Here is a 19,105-nt window from a genome sequence, read left to right as displayed (position 1 = left end):
TCACTTTGCCGTGTCGGCAGCGGCGCGAGGCGGTCTCTTGACTTGTACGAAATCTAAAATTGGTATAAAAACTTTACCAATTATTCGTCTGGAGGACAGTATCGTGGAAATGCCTGCCCCGAATCCCCGGGTTCTGAGCCTGAAACCACGGCTGGTGGAGCGGTTGCAGGCGGTGCTGCCCGCCGGTGCCGTGATCCATGACGAGGCCGAGACACGCGCCTATGAATGCGACGCGCTGACCGCCTATGCCTGCCCGCCGCTTTGTGCCGTTTTGCCTGCCACGACGCAAGAGGTGTCGGACGTGCTGCGCATCTGTCACGAGATGGGCGTGCCGGTGGTGCCGCGCGGTGCGGGCACGTCATTGGCGGGGGGCGCGCTGCCGACGGCGGACAGCGTGATCCTTGGCGTGGCGCGGATGAACGCGGTGCTGGAAACCGATTACGACAATCGCTTTATCCGGGTGCAGACCGGGCGCACCAACCTGTCGGTGACCGGCGCGGTCGAGGCGGACGGGTTCTTTTACGCGCCCGATCCGTCCAGCCAGCTGGCCTGCGCCATCGCGGGCAATATCGCCATGAACTCGGGCGGGGCGCATTGCCTGAAATACGGGGTGACCACGAACAACCTGCTGGGCGTCACGATGGTGATGATGGACGGCACCGTGGCGGAGATCGGCGGCGCCTGTATGGATGCGGGCGGCTATGACCTGCTGGGCCTTGTCTGCGGGTCCGAAGGGCAGCTTGGCGTGGTGACCGAGGCCACGCTGCGCATCCTGCCGAAACCCGAAGGCGCGCGCCCGGTGCTGATGGGATACGACAGCAACGAGGTGGCGGGCCAGGTCGTCAGCGACATCATCAAGGCGGGCGTCCTGCCGGTGGCGATCGAGTTCATGGACCGCCCCTGCATCCGCGCGACCGAGGCTTTCGCCAAGGCCGGATACCCCGATTGCGAGGCGCTTCTGATCGTCGAGGTCGAAGGCTCGGACGCGGAGATCGACGAGCAACTGGGCCTGATCACGCAGATCGCGCGCAGGCACAACCCGGTCGAGCTGCGCGAAAGCACCGGCCCCGAGGAAAGCGCGCGGATCTGGCTGGGTCGGAAATCGGCCTTCGGCGCGATGGGGCAGATCAACGATTACATGTGCCTCGACGGGACGATCCCGGTCAGCCAGTTGCCCTATGTGCTGCGCCGGATCGGCGAGATGTCGAAGGAATACGGGCTGGACGTGGGCAACGTGTTTCACGCCGGCGACGGCAACATGCACCCGCTGATCCTGTTCGACGCCAACAAGCCCGGCGACCTGGAACTGTGCGAGGCGTTCGGCGCCGATATCCTGCGGCTGTGTGTCGAGGTGGGTGGTTGCCTGACCGGCGAACACGGTGTCGGCATCGAAAAGCGCGACCTGATGGTGGATCAGTTCGGCCCCGACGACCTGGATATCCAGATGGCGGTGAAGGACGTGTTCGATCCCAAATGGCTGCTGAACCCGGCCAAGGTGTTTCCGTTGCAGGCATCCCAGACGCGGCGTGCCGCGTGACATCGCGCCGGGGGCGCTGCCCCCGGACCCCCGGAGTATTTTTGGCAAGATGAAATCATGATGAAACCGAAAACAGAGGCCGAACTGGCGGATATGGTGGGGGCGGCAAGCGGGCCCCTGCACGTTTTCGGCGGTGGCACGCGGCCCATCGGGCATCCCGTGACCGGTGCGGCGCTGGGCCTTTCGGATATGTCAGGTATCGTCGACTACGAGCCCGGCGCGCTGACCCTTGTGGCGAAGGCAGGAACGCCGGTGGCCGGGATCGAGGCGGCGCTGGCCGGCGAAGGACAGAGGCTGGCCTTTGAACCGATGGACCACCGGGTGCTGCTGGGCACTTCGGGCACGCCGACGATCGGTGGCGTGGTGGCCGCGAATGTCAGCGGTCCGCGTCGGGTCGCCGTGGGCGCGGCGCGCGATTTCCTGCTGGGGGTGCGGTTCGTCGATGGCCGGGGCCGGGTGTTGAAGAATGGCGGCCGGGTGATGAAGAACGTCACCGGCTATGATCTGGTCAAGCTGCTGGCGGGCAGCCATGGCACGCTGGGCGTGCTGAGCGAGGTCAGTTTCAAGGTGCTGCCCACGCCCGAAGCGGTGCGCACGCTGGTGCTGCACGGGGTGACCGGACGGGACGCGCTGGATGCGATGACGCGGGCGATCACCAGCCCGTTCGAGGTATCGGGCGCGGCGCATCTGCCGGGGGACGATCCGCGTGTGCTGCTGCGGATCGAGGGGTTCGCCGGTTCGGTCGCCTATCGTGTCGACCGGCTGAAGGCGCTGCTGGCCGATCTTGGCGAGATTTCCGTGATCGACACGCCTGAAGAAAACGCCGCGCTGTGGCGCGCGATACGCGATGTCGAGGCGCTGAAGGACCGTGCCGCCGTCTGGCGTATCTCGATGACGCCGGGGGCGATGATGACCGGACTGCTGCCCGCGCTGGGCGATGATGCGCGGCATGTCCAGCTCGACTGGGCGGGGGGGCTGTGCTGGCTGGGCGCCGATACCGGCGCGGCGGAGCTGCATGGGCGGCTTCAGGCGCTGGTGGCCGACCGCGATGTCAACGCTGGCGGCGGGGGCCACGCCACGCTGATCAAGGGAGACGAGGCGCTGCGCGCATCGGTGCCGGTGTTCCAGCCCCAGCCCGCGCCGATTGCCGCGCTGTCGGAGGGGCTGCGCGACAGGTTCGATCCAAGGGGCATTCTCAATCCGGGGCTGATGGGCTGATGCAGACGAATTTCACCGAAGAGCAACTGAAAGATCCCGGAACCGCCCGCGCCAACGAGATCCTGCGCGCCTGCGTGCATTGCGGGTTCTGCACCGCGACCTGCCCGACCTACCAGGTGCTGGGCGACGAGCTGGACAGCCCGCGCGGGCGCATCTACCTGATCAAGGACATGCTGGAAAACAACCGCGTGCCCGACGAAAAGACCGTCCGGCATATCGACCGCTGCCTGTCTTGCCTGGCCTGCATGACGACCTGCCCCAGCGGCGTGCATTACATGCACCTTGTCGATCACGCGCGTGATTACATCGAGAAACATTATGACCGGCCCTGGCACGACCGGGCGCTGCGCTGGATGCTGGCGCGTATCCTGCCCTATCCGATGCGGTTCCGGGTGGCGCTGCTGCTGGCCAAGGTCGGGCGGCCCCTTGCGCCGCTCATCCCCGACGCGCGGCTGCGGGCGATGCTGGCGATGGCACCGAAACACATCCCGCCGGTCAGCCGCAACGACGACCCGCAAAGCTTTGCGCCCGCCGCCGCGCGCAGGATGCGCGTCGCGCTGATGACGGGATGCGCGCAAAAGGCGCTGAACACCGATATCAACGACGCCACGATCCGCCTGCTGACCCGGCTGGGATGCGAGGTGGTGGTGGCCAAAGGCGCGGGCTGCTGCGGGGCGCTGACGCATCACATGGGCAAGACGCGCGAAAGCCATGCGACGGCGGCGAAGAACATCCGCGCCTGGGCGCGCGAGATGGACGGGCAGGGGCTGGATGCCATCGTCATCAACACTTCGGGCTGCGGCACGACCGTCAAGGATTACGGCCACATGTTCCGCAACGAACCGCTGGCCGCCGATGCCGCGCGCGTCAGCGCCATCGCGATGGATGTCAGCGAAGTGCTGATGGGGCTGGACCTGCCCGAAGGCGCCGACCGTGGCCTGACCGTGGCCTATCACGCTGCCTGTTCGCTGCAGCATGGCCAGCAGATCAGGACCTGTCCCAAGGACCTGCTGAAACGGGCCGGGTTCACGGTGGTGGAGCCCGCCGACAGCCACCTGTGCTGTGGCAGCGCGGGCACCTACAACCTGATGCAGCCCGAGATATCGGCCACGCTGAAGGACCGCAAGATCCGCACGATCGAGGCGCGCAACCCGGATGTCATCGCGGCGGGCAATATCGGCTGCATGATGCAGATCGGCAGCGGTACCGATTTACCCATCGTGCATACGGTCGAATTGCTCGACTGGGCCACCGGCGGGCCGGTTCCGCCGGCGATGCAGGCCCCGGACAGGCGCAGCCCGGAAATTCCCGTTCTGCGCTAGGGTGCCCAATTTTCGCCCCAATTCTTTCGTATCGCTCCGTCTATCCCATCGGATAGGCGGAACATGCTGAAACAATACCTTTTTTGCCTGATGATCTTCGGGCTGGCCACGCAGGCAGGGGCGGGCGACACACCGCTTTTGCGGCTGGATACCGGGGACGACGGACGCGGCTGGGAGGCTGTCGGGCGGCTTGAAATCGGGCAAGAGGGGTTTTGCACAGGCTCCCTGATCGGGGACGATCTGGTTCTGACCGCCGCGCATTGCCTGTTTCACAAGGGGTCGGGCGCGCGGGTGGCGCCGGGAGATATCGAGTTTCGCGCCGGCTGGCGCAACGGCCGGGCCGAGGCCTATCGCCAGGTCCGGCGTGCCGTGGTGCATCCCGATTACGTCTATGGCGGCAGCGTCGTGTCAGACCGCGTGCGCAACGATATCGCGCTGCTGCAGCTTGACCGGCCGATCCGCACCACCGCGGTCACGCCGTTCGAAACCGTGCCGGGGCGCGGCTCGGGCCAGCCGGTCGGCATCGTCTCTTACGCACATGACCGCGCCGATGCGCCCTCGCTGCAAGAACTGTGCAGCGTGATCGGCTCTCAGAAGGGGGTGCTGGTGACCTCCTGTGATGTCGATTTCGGTTCGTCCGGTTCGCCGATCTTCAGCTTCGAGGGCGATATGCCCCGCATCGTTTCGGTCGTGTCGGCCAAGGCGCGGATGGATGGCAAGCCGGTGGCGCTGGGCACCGACCTGGTGCGCCCGCTGGCCGATCTGCGCGCGGCGCTGGCCCATGACGACGGCACCTTCCTGCGCGCGCCTTCGGGGGATGCGGCGGATACGCGGGACCAGGGCCGCCGGGCCACCGGGGCCAAGTTCCTGCGCCCATGACGGGTGGGCTGCGCATCCTTCTGGCGCTGGCCATGGCGCTGGTGCCGGGATGGGCGCAGGCCCAGTCGCAGGACGATGCGACCGGGCTTGACCGGCTGACGCGGCGCGGCGACCTGCTGGGATGGGAGGCGGTGGGCCGGGTCGATCTGGGCAACGGCATGTGCACCGGCGTCCTGATCGCGCCCGACCTGGTGCTGACCGCGGCGCATTGCGTTTACGACCGTGCAACGGGCCGCTTGCGCGATGCGAAGAGCATCACCTTTCGCGCGGGGTATCGCGATGGCCGCTCGGTCGCGGAATCCGGTGTGCTGCGGGCCGTGGCGCATGAAGGGTATGACCCGGCCACCGGCACCTCGGCCGAGAATATCCGCCACGACGCCGCGCTTTTGCAGTTGTCGCGCACCATTCCCGCGATGACCGCCGCGCCGTTCGCGATCTATTCCGGCGGCGCGCAACAGGGGCAGGTCAGCGTCGTGTCCTACGGGCAGGGCCGGTCCGAGGCGCCATCGTGGCAGCGCGCCTGCGCGCTGCTGGGCCGGGGCGAGGGGCTGATGGCGTTCAACTGCGATGTCACCTATGGCTCCTCCGGGGCGCCGGTGTTCATGAAAGAGGGCAACCGCGCCCGCATCCTGTCGCTGGTATCCGCCGCTGTCATGGACGAGGCCGAAAAGCTGTCCTACGGGATGGAGCTTGGCCCGGTCGTTGCCGACCTCAAGCGGCAGTTGCGCAGCCTGCCCAGCCGCAGCCTGACCGGCAGCGCCAGCGAAGGGGCGCGGCGTGTCGGCGTCGGTGTCAGGCGGCTGGGCAACGGCTCGGGCGGTGGCGCCAAGTTCGTGCGCCCCGGCGGCTGACCCGTGCCCGGGCCGGTGCGGGGCTTGAAACCCGGCCAACCGCTTCCCACATCCATGCTGCCGGATCGCCGAAACGGGGTCCGGTATCGACCGGCCTGTCCCCGTGGGAAGGCCATGACACCAAGGTATCGCTCAGACGGAGGATAACCCTATGCGAAGCTTTGATCTTGCACCGCTTTACCGCGCGACGGTCGGGTTCGACCAGATCGCCGACATGATGGACCGCGTTTTCGCCAATGACGTGAGCCAGCCCAGCTATCCGCCCTATAACATCGAAAAGACCGACGAGAACGCCTATCGCATCTCGATCGCCGTGGCCGGTTTCACCGCCGACGATCTCGGCGTCGAGGTCAAGGAAAACGCGCTGATCGTCACCGCCCGCAAGGCCGAGGACGACGCCAGCCGCACCTACCTGCATCGTGGCATCGCCACCCGCGCCTTTGAACGCCGGTTCCACCTGGCCGACCACGTGCGCGTGACCGGCGCCAGCCATGCCGACGGTATGCTGCATATCGAGCTGGAGCGGGAAATTCCCGAGGCGCTCAAACCCCGCCGGATCGCCATCGCAAGCGCCGAAAGCACCGCGCGCGCCAAGGATGTGGTGGACGCCGAAACCGTGAACTGATCGTCCAGCGTCCCAAACACGGATGATCCGAAACGCCCCGGTGCCATGTGCATCGGGGCGTTTGCGTTACATGGCCTATTTGCGCGAAAACCAGCGCCGGATGCGCCCGCGCGTGTCGGCAAGGCTGTCGCCAGCGGCGTCGAACCCGTCCTCGATATCTTCGAGAACCGGGTCGATCCGCGCCGCGCGGAACCGCCGCCAGCGCACCCAGATCGCCCAGAACACCGCCGCCACGAACAGCAGGATGATGATATTCAGCCACGGGATGATCGTCACCTCCGGCCCCTCGACCGCGCGCACGCTGATCGCGTTGGGATAGATCGACAGGAATTCGTTGCGCCAGCCGTAATGCTTGATCACTACCCATTGCGGATCGTTCGGGGTTGACCGCAGGTTGTTCGCCTCGGCCTGCAGGTTGGCGGTGTCGAACTTGAAATAGGGTGGCCAGCCCCAGCCGGTATCCTCGTTGCGATAGATCATCGGCCGGTTGTTGGTGCGGAACGCCTGGATGAAGAACACGTCGCGGTTGGCGGTGTTCTCGGCGTCGCCCGTGCCCTGGTTCGACCAGAAGATCGAGTTCTCGCCGAAATCGATACGCTTTTCATAGGTATCGGCGATACGCGCCACGTCGTGCTGCGGCAGCGTATAGTGAAAGAACGCCGCGACCAGCCCCCAAAAGGCGATCCAGAACGCCCATTTTACATAAACCATGATCGGCCCCTTCAGTAGAAATTGGTCAGGTAGATGATGATCGCCACCAGCGTGACGGGCACGATATAGACACCCAGGATCAGCTTGCGGCGCAGCGATTGGTCGTAATCCTGCAACCCGTCCTCGATGAACGCGTCGCGGTCGCCGGTGCGTATGTCCTCGTCCCATTCGCGGGCCAGCTTGCCGCGCCGCACCCGGCGCGAGTAAAACGAAAGCGCGACATAGATCACCGTCAGAACGACGAAACCCATGATCAGCAACCGTGCCAGTGCCAGCATCGTCAGCGCCCCCTTACCGCGCCCCACGGGCCCACGCGCGCAACCATCTCGTCCCGCGCGGACGACGCGCGATCCATCGGGGCCTCATGCCCGAACAGGGCCGCGCGCGCGCCGGCCTTGTCTACCTGATATTCCCGGTCGAGGAAATCGGCGACATAGGATTTCTTGGTCTCCGACCAGCCCGCATAGAGCCGGTAGAACAGCGGCTTGTGGCAGATGAACAACTGGCGGATATCCTTTGGGCCAAGCTCGGCCAGCAACTGGTTCACCAGGTCGCGGTCGGGGTGGTCGCTGGCGCGCAGCGTGTAGAAATAGGCCGGGTGATCGGACGCGATGCGCGGCCAGCGTCCGCCATCTTCGGCCCAGATCACCAGATCCTGCAGCGCGTGGAATTCATCCGGCAGGCGGCTGGCATAGTCGCGGGCCAGCGCCCGTATCTCGCGCCGGGTGGCGCCCGACAGGTCGATCCCGGCATCCTGCGCCGCATCGACCACGATGAAATCCATCTTTTGCCGCAGGATCGCACCGGCGTCGATCCCGCGCGCCCTGACGATGGGTTCCACCAGGTCGTTCAGCTCCAGGAATCGCGCGATCTGGTTGCGGTCACCCATGTCGAACACATGGGCAATCGGCATCTCGCCCAGCCCGGTCTTGTCCGCGCTGGCAATCGCCGCCGGATGCGCCACTCCGCGAAACAGGTAGAGCCCGCCGAAATGCGCCGTCCAGTAATTGTCCTGCACGAATTCCATCTGCTTCAGCCGCACGGGGTTTCGGGTCACGTCGCCGGTGCGCTTGGCCACGGTGATCATGTCGGCAATCAGCACATCGTCGAACCACGCGTCCTCTTCGGCCATGAACCGGTCGACCATCCGGCCCAGCTTTTCGGCATCGCGCACGGTGCCGGTCGTGGTGTCGGCCTCGATCCTGATACGGCGGATATCGAACAGCCTGGCGGGCCGGTCGATGGCATAGACGGTGTTGAGCAACTCGCCCGCCACCGCGTCCTTGGCCGTCAGCGCGAAAAGCTGCGCCTCGTTTTCCTCGATGAACTGCCGCAGGATACCGCGCGACATCGAGAACGCGGCATCCAGCAGCGGCGCGGTTTTCTGCTGCGTCGTCAACAGGATGAACTGCCGGTTGCAGCCCCCCTGGTTAAGGTAGAGAGGATCGCCCAGCTCATCCCCCACCTCGGGGGAATAGCCGCTGATATCGACGTGGAAATCGGCAAGCTGCGTCTGCCGGCCCGTCAGGTGTTTGAGCGCGCGGTTATAGCGATCCACCAGCGCGGGGCTGTCCACATGGATCAGGTTGCCGAACATCAGGCCGCGTTGGATGAGGCGTTTCATGACAGACCTCTCACGCATCGCGGCAACACCCCCGGCCCGGCAGGGACCATGCGCGCCCTATCCATCCCGCCCCTCCAGATACCTCTTCTTCGCCTCTTCCGTCCGCCGCATGTCCCGCACCATGCCGTCTATCGCTACCTCGTCCGACTTGTCGGCATAGCGGAATTCGCTGTCGGCGTAGCGGTTGATCTCCTGCACCACCATGTCCACCGTGATCGGGCGGCGCAGCTCGGAAATCATCGCGGATTTCTCGTCATAGGATCTGAACAGGAACAGCTCGGGGTTTTCCATCCATTCGTCGGGCAGTTCGAAATCCATCGCCCGCACCTTGACCGCGTCGGTGATGTTCTTGATCGCCCGGCCGGTGAACCGCTCATCCGCCTCCTGTATCGCCTTCAGGTAGGTGCCCAGCTTGGCGATGGTGTCCAGTTCACCGATCTGCCCCTCGACCCGCTCCCAGACGTGCAGCAGCCCCTCCTCGTGCGGGCGGTTGTGCGACTCGAAACTGGCCGCCACCGCGCGCTTGATTTCCTGCGCGGCGTAAAGCTCGTGATCGCCCAGCGGGATGTCGTGCCGCTTGCCCATCAGCAGCGCCAGGATGTCGATGTAATCCGCGCGCGTTTGCGGCCCGTCCACAAGAAACCGCGCGCCCGCCCGCTGGCGCAGGGCGTCGTCCACATTCTCGGGGTAGTTCGAGAACATGCCGAAGGTGCAATTGCCGCGCACCACGGTATTGGCGCCGGCAAAGGCCTCCATGAACACCGCCGTCACCTCCTGCTGGCCCGCGCTCGACTGGCGGTCGCCGCGCTTGCCGGCGATCTGGTCGATATCGTCGATGGTGCCGAATCCGATCACCGACGGGTCCAGCACGTTCTGTACGAAGGCCTTGGCATTCTGGCCCGATTTGCCCTGGTAGCTGTCGATATTGTCGATGCCGAAATTCTGATACCGGAACGGGTAGCCCGCGTTCTGGCAATACTCGTGCAAAAGCCCCGCCATCATCTGGATCAGCGTGGTCTTGCCGGTGCCCGGCTTGCCGTCGCCCATGAAGGTGAAGATGAACCCGCCCAGTTCCGCGAAGGGGTTGAGCCGCCGGTCGAAATCATAGGCCATCAGCATCTTGGCCAGCCGCAGCGCCTGGTATTTGGCGATGTGGTTGCCCACCACCTCGTGCGGTTTCCTGAACTGCATCGTGAGCCGTGTGCCGCGTGCCTTGCGGGCGGGGGTGAAGCCGTCGATTGGCAGATCGTCCGCCTCGACCCGCCAGCTGGCCGCCGTGAACGGCCCGACGCGCGGCGCGGTCTGCGCCCGCAGCGCCACCTTTTCCATCAGTTGTTCGGCGAAACCGGCGATGGTGGCGACCATCCGCGCCTCGTCCGTGCCCAGCGCGGCGATGTCCTGGTCCAGCTCCCACAGGCAGCCATGCAGCGCCAGTTGCGCGTTGTCGGTCAGCAATTCCTCGGGCGTGCCCACCTCGACCGTCACCTCGGTCTGGTGCGGGGCCAGCAGAAAGGCCGTGGCATTGGCAAAGACATGCAGTGTGACCAGCGCCTCGGCCTCCAGCAATTCGCCGAACTCCGCGCGCTTGTCGGCCCCGAGCGATCCTTCGAGGTTCGCCCGTTTCAGCGCGCCCAGCCCGGTCATGCCGGAAAACGCCTCGCCCACCGCAAGCGCGATCGCCAGCGCCCGGCGCAGCGCGTGGATCACCGTCGCCTGCAAGGGCGAAATCAGCGGGTCGTTGCCATCCGCCGCCTCGATCCGCGCGATCAGTTGCACACCCTCGGGCCGCGCGGTCGACCGCGTCACCAGCCCCGGCGTGGTCGCGCGGAACCGTCGCGTGTGCGCGATACCGGGCGAGCGTTCGGGCACCGCCGCCACATCCCGCGGCCGGCCGATGCGCGGCGTGTGGTCGAACCCCTCCAGCATCGCGGTGGCGGCGTCGTAATGGGCGCGAATCTCTTCCTCGCGCAGTTCCATCTGGTCACTCGTCAGGCTCATCTCACCCTCATCTCCTCTCGCATCCCGCCGGTTTCATCGTTCCCCAAATACTCGGACACGCGCGCCGCCGGATGCGCCGGGCCGGTCAATAGCTCAGCACCCGCCCGGCGGGGCTGACCACGAATTTGCGCACGTTCGAAAACCCCGCCGGGTTCTTTTCGGCCAATACCTGATAGGGGCGTTCGGGCAGGATGATCGCGCGCTCGGTGCGCGTGGCCCCGGTATCCACACCGCGCCCCGAAAACGGGTCGAGCGCAAAGACCTCGCGCTCGGCGGTGGTGAACCAGCCGACCTTTTCCGCCTCGACCCGTTCGCTTTCCAGCTCTTCGATTGTCCAGGCCAGCGCCCAGTCCTGGCCGACGGGGCCGCCCGCTTCGGCCAGCACCTCGCGCAGCGGGCCGGTCTGGCGGGTATAGGCGTGCGAATACATCGGGCCGATGTGGAACCGGCGCAGGCGCTTGGGGTGCAGGTCGTTGAAATAGCGGTCGAAGGCGGTGGCGATCGTCACCAGCTTCAGCGCGCCCATCGACTGCCCCATAAGCTGCGCCTGCACCTCGGGCCACCGGCGTTCGTCTTTCGGCAGGGCGGTGCGGCCGGTATCCTCGACCTCCATCAGGTAGATCGTGGGCAGGTTGATCTGGCTGTCATAGACCGCCCAGTGCAGCAGATAGCGCCGCCGCTCGCCCTCGCCCGACAGCCACAGCGCCTGCGGATCGTTGCGCGCCCAGAACAGATCGCCCTTGACCAGTTCCTCGTAATAGAGCCGCTGCGACAGCGCGAATTGCAGCCTTGTCGGCAGTTCGCGCTCGCCCACGATCTGGCGCACCATCCGTTCTTTCAGGGCCTGCGCGTCCTTCATGCCGGCCAGATGCCGCTGCGCCTGCTGCGCGTCATTGGCCATGACCAGCAATTCGTTGAACACCGGAAAGCCCGATTCCACAGTATCGATCTGGAGCGAGCCGAAGAACTGCCCGGTATCGCGCCCGGCCAGCAGGTATTTCATGCTGAGTGCGCGAAACGTATAGCTTATGGCGCTGACATGGCGCGTCAGTATCCCGACCTCGCGCGCGCTCAGCCTGCCCTCGGCGTCCATCACGCCGGCGACCCGTGTCAGGTGCTGTGTGATCGCGCCGAACTTGGCAAAGTATCGCCGGCTGGCGAATGTGTCGCTCAGCGCCGCGTGATCGCGGGACGGGTCGGTGCCCGTCGCGTGCCCTGCGCCTGTCTCCTCGGTCATGTCGTGCCCTGTCCGGCCCGGTCAGGCCCCATAGAGGTTCTTGTCGTGTTTCTCGACGATCTGCTGGAACCGGCGGGCAAACCGCTCGTCGGCCTTGGCCTTGGCCTCCAAAACCTCGCGGGCAAAGACCATGTGGCCCTCGTGCGCCTCCAGCATGTCGGCCATCTTCTGGTTGGTGGCGGTGCCGATGGCGGCCATCGCGCTTTGCGCCTCCTTGTCCGTCTCGACGCCGATCTCGTTGATGCGGTGGGCCACGTCCTGCTGCTGCGCGGTTTTCAGCGATTTGGTCAGCGCGTCGTAAAGCACCACCCGCTGTTTCGTATCCGTCTGCAGCTTGTTGATCAGCACCATCTGCGTGGCGGCCTGGTTCTGCAGGCTGTCCACCCAGGATTTGCCCTTTTCGATATAGCGTTCCAGCGTCTGCGATTTCGCCAGCTTGACCTGTTCCTGCTGCACCAGTTCGTTATAGGTCTTGTTCAGGTCGGCCAGTTCGGTTTCCAGCCGCGTGCGCGCGGCGGCGTCCTGTTCGACGCTGATCCTGTTTTCCAATTCGATGATCTTCGGGTCCATGCCCAGAATCTCGGCGCGGGTGTTCTCCAGCTCCTGCACGGTGAATTCGCGCTCGTCCAGGGTTTCGGTCAGGTTGGTTTCCACCCGGTCCTTCTGGGTGTTCAGCACGTCAAGCTGGCCCTGCAACAGCCTGGTGATAACGTCCGACTTGGCGATCAGGTCCTGCAGCTTGTCGTCGATCGAGGCGGTGCGCATCCGGTCCTGCCGCATCGCCTCGGCCCGCGACCGCGAGAATATGCCGACAAAACTTTCCCACCCGGTTTTCGAACGCATCTCGTCGAAATCCTTGGAAAAGGCCGCCGTCACATCGTCCAGCCCCATGATGAGTTCGGCGATATTGGCGTTCATCACCTCGGTATGGGCGTGCACATCGTCCAGCGTGGCGTTCTCGATGTCGATGGCGATATCGTCGCCCGATTTCATCTTGCTGCGCGCCGTTTCGATCCGGCTGGACAGCTCGGCGATCTTGGCCTGCGCCTCGGCGACCTGTTTCTGGGATTCCTGCACCTGGGCGTCAAAATCGGCCATCCGGCAACTCCTTCCTCGTCAAAAATGCCCCGTCAGGGGAACATATGGGCAATGTTATGCCGATTTACATCGGGCATCCGGTCCGTTTCGGTAAAGTGTTGCAAAACCGCATGACAAAAGAAAGGCAAGAACGCGCAGGAGAGCGCCGTGCCGCGATGGCAATTGGGGACGGCAGGGGCGCAATCGTTGCGCCCCCGCGCGGGCTTTACCCCACCACGTTGAACGCCGGCCCATAGGGATAGCCGGTGATGTTCTCGTTACCATCTCCGGTGATGACCAGGATGTCATGCTCCCGATACCCACCCGCGCCGGGTTGACCCTGCGGGATGGTCAGCATCGGCTCCATGCTGATCACCATGCCGGGGCGCAGCACCGTGTCGATATCCTCGCGCAGTTCCAGCCCGGCCTCGCGGCCATAGTAATGCGACAGCACGCCGAAGGAATGGCCATAGCCGAAGCTGCGGTATTGCAGCAGGTCGCGTTCCTCGAAGAACGCGTTGATCTGCCCGGTCACCTCGGCGCAACTGACGCCGGGTTTCAGCAGCCCGATCCCCAGCTCATGCGCGGCCACGTTGGCCTGCCAGATCGCCAGGCTGGCATCGTCCACCTCGCCCAGGAACATCGTGCGTTCCAGCGCCGTGTAATAGCCCGAGATCATCGGGAATGTATTGAGCGACAGGATATCGCCCCGCTTGAGCACCCGGCCCGTCACCGGGTTATGCGCCCCGTCGGTGTTCTGCCCCGACTGGAACCAGACCCATGTATCGCGGTATTCGGCGTCGGGGAAACGCCGCGCGATTTCCAACTCCATCGCGTCGCGCCCGGCCATCGCCACGTCGATCTCGCGCAGGCCCGCCTTCACGGCATCGCGGATCGCATAACCCCCCACATCGGCCACCGCCGCGCCCTGCCGGATCAGGGCGATCTCGGCCGGGCTTTTCTGCAACCGCTGGCGCATCGTGGCCGGTGCGATATCGACCATCGTCAGCGGCGACAGGACATCCTCCAGCTTGTCGCGTTGCTGCAAGGTCAGGTGGTCGCCCTCGTATCCGATGATCTTGTTTTCACCGGCCACATGCGCCACCGCGCGCCAGAAATTGTCGCGCTGCCAGTCGGTATAGGTGATGTTGTCGCCGTGGCACCGCCGCCAGGGCTGGCCCGCGTCGATCCCCGCGCTGATCGTCACGCAATCGGCCTCCGTCACCACCAGCGCATAGGGCCGCCCGAAGCTGCAATAAAGAAACCCGCTGTAATAGGCGATATTGTGCATCGAGGTCAGAACGGCGGCACCGGCCCCGGTATCCGCCATGATCCGGCGCAACCCGCGCAGCCGGGCCTCGTATTCGATCTCGGCAAAGGGCAGCGGGGCCTTTTCGCCATTGTGGAAACGGTAGAATTCTGGACGTGCAGTCATCACGACCCTCCTTGTGCAGAAGGCCCCGGCGTTCAGGACTGTTGGAAAGGGCGCACCCGCAGGGGGCGGGGCGACGCCATCGCCCGTGCCTGTTCCACAGCTTGCCTATCCCGCGCGATCTGGCAAGGTGCAATCGACAGCAGATGGGGGCAGGCATGACGACACCGGGCAAGCGCAACCTGATTACCGACGTGGCCGGGCTGCGCGTGGGCAATGCGCAGGACGACACGATCAAGACCGGCGTGACCGTGCTGACGGCCGATACGCCCTTTGTCTGCGGCGTCAACGTGATGGGCGGCGCCCCCGGCAGCCGCGAGACCGAGCTGCTGGCCCCGGACAAGACCGTGGCGCAGGTGGATGCGCTGGTGCTCTCGGGCGGCTCGGCGCTGGGGCTGGATGCCTGTTCCGGCGTGGCCAACGCGCTGCGCGCGCAGGGGCGGGGCTATGCCGTGGGCAACCAGAACGTGCCGATCGTGCCGGGGGCGATCGTCTTCGACCTGATCAATGGCGGCGAAAAGGACTGGCCGGAAAACCCCTATCCGCTGCTGGGCGCCAAGGCGCTGGCCGCGGCGGGCGGCGATTTCGCGCTGGGCAGCGCGGGCGCAGGCACGGGGGCCACCACCGCGACGCTCAAGGGCGGGCTGGGCTCGGCCTCGGCCCTGCTGCCCTCGGGGCATACGGTGGGCGCGCTGGTTGTGGTCAACGCGCTGGGCTCGGCCACGGTGGGCGAGGGCCCGCATTTCTGGGCCGCCCCGTTCGAGCGGGGCGATGAATTCGGTGGCCGGGGCGTCGCGGATGCCTATCCCGATACCCATGTGCCGCAGACCAAGCTGGCCGCCCACGCCAACACCACCATCGGGATCGTCGCCACCGACGCGGTGCTGGACAAGGCGCAATGCACGCGGCTTGCCACCGCCGCGCAGGATGGCTATGCCCGCGCGCTGGTGCCCGCCCACACGCCGATGGATGGCGACCTGATCTTTGCGCTGTCGACGGGGGCAAAGCCGGTTGAAAGCCCGGTGGCCGACATCCTCACGCTCGGCCACGCCGCGGCCACCTGCATGGCGCGGGCCATCGCGCGCGCGGTCCACGCGGCCAGCGCGGCGCCGAACGACATGCAGCCGACATGGGCCAGCCGTTTCGGCGCCTGACCCGTCCTTTCACTGTTCCGCAAATACTCCCGCCGGAGGCGTCGGCGCCTATGGCCCCAGCAGCGCCCGCACCATCGCGCTGTCGCCATCGGCCAGCCCGTCGATGACGTTGAAATGGTGCCTGCCGGGATCGACCACATGCCCGCATTCCCACGCCTCGGCCAGCCAGCGCGCCTGGTCCAGGAAGGCGGGCCGCTCGTCCCCACCCGCCCAGACGGTTACCGGCAGCCCGGCGAGGGGGCGCTGCAACACCGGGCTTTCCGCCGCCGCCGCGGCCTCGTCCAGTCCGAACTGCGCGTTCATCGAGGTCTTCAGCAGCGGCCGCAAATCCGCCACGGGCGAGATCGGCATCACATGCGCCAGCCGCGCCGCCAGCTTTTCGGGCAGCACGCCCGGCACCGCCATCCGCGCCACAAGATGCCCGCCCGCCGAATGCCCCGCCAGCCGGACCGGCCCGGCCACCATCGGTGCCACGGTTTCCAGGAACCGCGCGATTTGCCACGTAATCCGCGCGATCTGCACCTGCGGCGCAAGGTCATAGGACGGCACCGCCACCGCCCAGCCATGCCGCAGCATCCCGCCGGCCAGGTGCGACCAGTAGCTTTTGTCGAAGCGCAGCCAGTATCCGCCATGCACGAAGCAGAACAGCCCCTTCGGCGTGTCGCGCGGCAGGAACAGGTCGAAACACTGCCGCGCGCTGTCGCCATAAGGCACGTCCAGATCGGCCAGTCCCTGCTCGATCATCCCCTCGCGGAACGCGGCGGCCCGGCGCGTCCAGTCCTCGGGATAGCTGTCGGCGTCCGGGATATGGGCGGCATTGGCATAGGCGTCGTCGAGTTCCATCGTTATTTCCTTAACATGTGAATAATTTTTCCGGCTGTGACTGGACAAGCCTAGCGCAGAGTGCTTTGCCTGTCCCATACCCATTTTCGAGGAGGGGACGAGATGCCCGGCACCGACACCGACCTGAAATCGCTTTTGAAAGACCCGACCCTGCTGGAGCCGCGCGCCTTTGGCGGCGGCGAATGGCTGGAGGGCGAAGGCGGCGCGACATTCGACGTGACGAACCCCGCCCGCGGCGACGTGATCGCCGGTGTGGCCGACCTCAGCCGCGCACAGGTCGCCGCCGTGATCGACAAGGCCCACGCGGCGCAAAAGGACTGGGCCGCATGGACCGGCAAGGAACGCGCCGCCGTGCTGCGCAAATGGTTCGACCTGATGATGGAAAATGCCGATGACCTGGCGACCATCCTGACCGCCGAACAGGGCAAACCGCTGGCCGAGGCCAAGGGCGAGATCGCCTATGGCGCGTCCTTCATCGAATTCTTCGGCGAAGAGGCCAAGCGTATCTACGGCGAAACCATTCCCGGTCACCAGCGCGACAAGCGGATCACCGTGATCAGGCAGCCGATCGGCGTCGCGGCCAGCATCACGCCGTGGAACTTTCCCAACGCGATGATCACCCGCAAGGCCGCCCCGGCGCTGGCGGCGGGCTGTTCCTTCGTCGGGCGTCCGGCGGCGGAAACGCCGCTGTCGGCCACCGTGATGGGCGTGCTGGCCGAACGCGCGGGCATCCCGGCGGGGGTGTTCAACATCGTCACCTCGTCGCGCAGCAGCGAGATCGGCAAGGAGTTCTGCGAGAACCACAAGGTGCGCAAGCTGACCTTCACCGGCTCGACCGAGGTGGGGCGCATCCTGCTGAAACAGGCCGCCGACCAGGTCATGAAATGCTCGATGGAGCTGGGCGGCAACGCGCCCTTCATCGTGTTCGACGATGCCGATCTGGACGCGGCGGTGGACGGCGCGATCATGTGCAAGTTCCGCAACAACGGCCAGACCTGCGTCTGCGCCAACCGCATCTACGTGCAGGCCGGTGTCTATGACGCCTTTGCCAGGAAACTGGCCGACCGCGTGTCGAAGATGACGGTGGGCGACGGCCTGGAACAGGGCACCGATCTGGGCCCGCTGATCAATACCGACGCGATCACCAAGGTGCAGGAACACGTGGCCGATGCGACGGCCAAAGGCGCGACCGTGATCCTTGGCGGCGGAGAGCCGATGCAGGGGCCGGGCAACTTCCTGCCCCCCACCATCGTCACCGGCGCCACGCAGGAGATGCTGTTCGCCACCGACGAAACATTCGGCCCGCTGGCGCCGCTGTTCCGTTTCGAGGACGAGGACGACGTGATCGCCATGGCCAACGACACGATCTTCGGCCTTGCCTCGTATTTCTACGCCAAGGACCTGAGCCGCGTCTACAAGGTGGCCGAGGCGCTGGAATACGGGATCGTGGGCATCAACACCGGCATCATCTCGACCGAGGTCGCGCCCTTCGGCGGGGTCAAGCAATCGGGCCTTGGCCGCGAGGGCAGCCATCACGGGATCGAGGAGTTCCTCGAGATGAAATATCTCTGCATGGCGGTCTGACCCGGCCTGCCATATGCGGGAAAGGCGGCCCTTGCGGCCGCCTTTTTCGTATGGCGCCCTTGCCGTTGGGGCGGCGCGTGCGGGGATGCCGGACGCCTCCGGCGGGAGTATTTGGGGAACGATGAAACAGGGCGCGCGCGCCTTACCGTTTGCCGTAGTATAGCCCCACCACGTGTTCGGCCTGCGCGAAGAACAGCCAGCGTGAAGCGAATATTCCCAGCACATGCGTCAGCACGGCCAGCAGCCCGAGCCAGTGGTTGAACGGCAGCAAAAGCAGCAGGATCGGCAGGCCGTAGCCCAGGATCAGCGCGATGGCCCGCAGCCGGGTGGCGTGTTTGCGCCCCACCACATGCACCATTTCGCGCAGCAGGTAATTGGTGCCGGTATGGGGCGGCTCGAACGCGCGTACCATGCCGCCGCGCAGCCCCGTGGCGCTGGCCAGCGACGTGCCCGAGCGTTTGAACGCCCTGTCGCCCTGCATCCACAGGCCAAGCTGCACCGCCGCCGCCAGCGCCAGCAGCGGCGTGGCGAGGCCGACCTGACCGGCCAGCAACGCGCCGCCCGCCGCCGACAGCGTCAGGAAATGCACCGGCGTGAGCCACATGTGCCAGCGCGGCACCGCGCGCAGCGAGCCATAGATCATCGCGGTGGAACAGACCGCCAGCACCGCCAACGCCGCGCCCAGTCCGCCCAGCATCTGCCAGTCGGCGGCGAAAAAGATCCGCCCCAATGCGTACAGTCCCATCACCGCCAGCGTGGCGGCGCTGGTCCATGCCTCGCGGCTGAGCCAGCTGCTGCGCCATTGCGTGAACGCCTTGAGCGCGCGTTCGGGGTGGCCGAGGTGAAAGGCCGAGGCAATCAGACCGCCGCCCGCCAGCGCAAAGGCGATGGTGAAAAAGGCAAACGCCGCCCAGCCGGTCGGGCCGGGCATTCCAAGGCCGAGAAACGCCAGCAGGCCAAAGCCGAGCCCCGACAGCGTGGTGAACAGAATGATGGACGGGGCCGGATGCATC

17 protein-coding genes are annotated in these 19,105 nt (G+C 65.9%); 8 read left to right on the top strand and 9 right to left on the bottom strand.

The annotated features are described in order from the left end of the window. Nucleotides 1-103: 103 nt before the first annotated feature. From F3H87_RS12550 to F3H87_RS12525, 6 genes are all read left to right on the top strand, one after another. Nucleotides 104-1,537: an FAD-linked oxidase C-terminal domain-containing protein gene (locus F3H87_RS12550; protein WP_149788385.1), complete on the top strand. Its 1,434-nt coding sequence runs from the start codon at nt 104-106 to the stop codon at nt 1,535-1,537. A gap of 60 nt (nt 1,538-1,597) precedes the next feature. Continuing rightward, on the top strand, nt 1,598-2,755 hold the full coding sequence (locus F3H87_RS12545; RefSeq protein ID WP_149788598.1) for an FAD-binding protein: 1,158 nt from the start codon (nt 1,598-1,600) through the stop codon (nt 2,753-2,755). Continuing rightward, entirely contained in the window at nt 2,755-4,077 is a 1,323-nt protein-coding gene (gene glcF, locus F3H87_RS12540) for a glycolate oxidase subunit GlcF (protein ID WP_149788386.1), read from the top strand. Before F3H87_RS12545 ends, glcF begins: the two co-directional genes overlap by 1 nt. Before the next feature lie 63 nt (nt 4,078-4,140). Then, the gene (locus tag F3H87_RS12535; protein ID WP_394852163.1) at nt 4,141-4,956 is read left to right on the top strand and encodes a trypsin-like serine peptidase; all 816 of its coding nucleotides are present in this window, start codon (nt 4,141-4,143) and stop codon (nt 4,954-4,956) included. Continuing rightward, a complete protein-coding gene (locus tag F3H87_RS12530) occupies nt 4,953-5,807 on the top strand; it encodes a trypsin-like serine peptidase (protein WP_149788387.1) in 855 nt (284 codons plus the stop codon). The genes F3H87_RS12535 and F3H87_RS12530 overlap by 4 nt, the downstream gene beginning before the upstream one ends. Before the next feature lie 151 nt (nt 5,808-5,958). After that, complete coding sequence (locus F3H87_RS12525) at nt 5,959-6,432, top strand: Hsp20 family protein (protein WP_149788388.1); 474 nt, start codon at nt 5,959-5,961, stop codon at nt 6,430-6,432. Between the two features lie 75 nt (nt 6,433-6,507). On the opposite strand, the gene F3H87_RS12520 is transcribed toward F3H87_RS12525, so the two are convergent. The 7 genes from F3H87_RS12520 to F3H87_RS12490 all read right to left on the bottom strand — a co-directional run bounded on the left by F3H87_RS12520 (nt 6,508) and on the right by F3H87_RS12490 (nt 14,514). Continuing rightward, a complete protein-coding gene (locus F3H87_RS12520; protein WP_149788389.1) occupies nt 6,508-7,143 on the bottom strand; it encodes a DUF1523 family protein in 636 nt (211 codons plus the stop codon). A gap of 11 nt (nt 7,144-7,154) precedes the next feature. Continuing rightward, nucleotides 7,155-7,421 carry a hypothetical protein gene (locus tag F3H87_RS12515; protein WP_149788390.1) on the bottom strand — a complete coding sequence of 89 codons (267 nt, stop codon included), beginning with the start codon at nt 7,419-7,421 and terminating at the stop codon, nt 7,155-7,157. Between the two features lie 2 nt (nt 7,422-7,423). After that, the gene (locus F3H87_RS12510) at nt 7,424-8,767 is read right to left on the bottom strand and encodes a DUF6638 family protein (RefSeq protein WP_149788391.1); all 1,344 of its coding nucleotides are present in this window, start codon (nt 8,765-8,767) and stop codon (nt 7,424-7,426) included. 57 nt (nt 8,768-8,824) lie between these two features. Next, complete coding sequence (locus tag F3H87_RS12505) at nt 8,825-10,765, bottom strand: AAA family ATPase (RefSeq protein WP_149788392.1); 1,941 nt, start codon at nt 10,763-10,765, stop codon at nt 8,825-8,827. 85 nt (nt 10,766-10,850) lie between these two features. Beyond that, complete coding sequence (locus F3H87_RS12500; RefSeq protein ID WP_149788393.1) at nt 10,851-12,002, bottom strand: hypothetical protein; 1,152 nt, start codon at nt 12,000-12,002, stop codon at nt 10,851-10,853. Between the two features lie 21 nt (nt 12,003-12,023). Further along, entirely contained in the window at nt 12,024-13,100 is a 1,077-nt protein-coding gene (locus F3H87_RS12495; protein WP_149788394.1) for a hypothetical protein, read from the bottom strand. 205 nt (nt 13,101-13,305) lie between these two features. After that, nucleotides 13,306-14,514 carry an aminopeptidase P family protein gene (locus F3H87_RS12490; RefSeq protein ID WP_149788395.1) on the bottom strand — a complete coding sequence of 403 codons (1,209 nt, stop codon included), beginning with the start codon at nt 14,512-14,514 and terminating at the stop codon, nt 13,306-13,308. A 155-nt stretch (nt 14,515-14,669) separates the two neighbouring features. Between F3H87_RS12490 and F3H87_RS12485 the strand changes: the two genes are divergently transcribed. Beyond that, nucleotides 14,670-15,665: a P1 family peptidase gene (locus tag F3H87_RS12485; protein ID WP_149788396.1), complete on the top strand. Its 996-nt coding sequence runs from the start codon at nt 14,670-14,672 to the stop codon at nt 15,663-15,665. Between the two features lie 48 nt (nt 15,666-15,713). Here F3H87_RS12485 and F3H87_RS12480 read toward each other — a convergent pair whose 3' ends face one another. Beyond that, complete coding sequence (locus tag F3H87_RS12480) at nt 15,714-16,508, bottom strand: alpha/beta hydrolase (protein WP_149788397.1); 795 nt, start codon at nt 16,506-16,508, stop codon at nt 15,714-15,716. A 102-nt stretch (nt 16,509-16,610) separates the two neighbouring features. On the opposite strand from F3H87_RS12480, the gene F3H87_RS12475 reads away from it, so the two are divergent. After that, nucleotides 16,611-18,092 carry an NAD-dependent succinate-semialdehyde dehydrogenase gene (locus F3H87_RS12475; RefSeq protein ID WP_149788398.1) on the top strand — a complete coding sequence of 494 codons (1,482 nt, stop codon included), beginning with the start codon at nt 16,611-16,613 and terminating at the stop codon, nt 18,090-18,092. Nucleotides 18,093-18,234: 142 nt separating this feature from the next. Here the strand turns inward: F3H87_RS12475 and F3H87_RS12470 are convergent, their stop codons facing one another. After that, the gene (locus tag F3H87_RS12470) at nt 18,235-19,104 is read right to left on the bottom strand and encodes a dimethyl sulfoxide reductase anchor subunit family protein (RefSeq protein WP_149788399.1); all 870 of its coding nucleotides are present in this window, start codon (nt 19,102-19,104) and stop codon (nt 18,235-18,237) included. Nucleotide 19,105 lies beyond the last annotated feature (1 nt).

Origin of the sequence: Lutimaribacter pacificus (assembly GCF_900142185.1) — a bacterium.
Lineage (GTDB): Bacteria > Pseudomonadota > Alphaproteobacteria > Rhodobacterales > Rhodobacteraceae > Lutimaribacter > Lutimaribacter pacificus.
The sequence above is the reverse complement of the archived record's forward strand: the minus strand, read 5'-3'. Positions and strand labels throughout refer to the sequence as shown.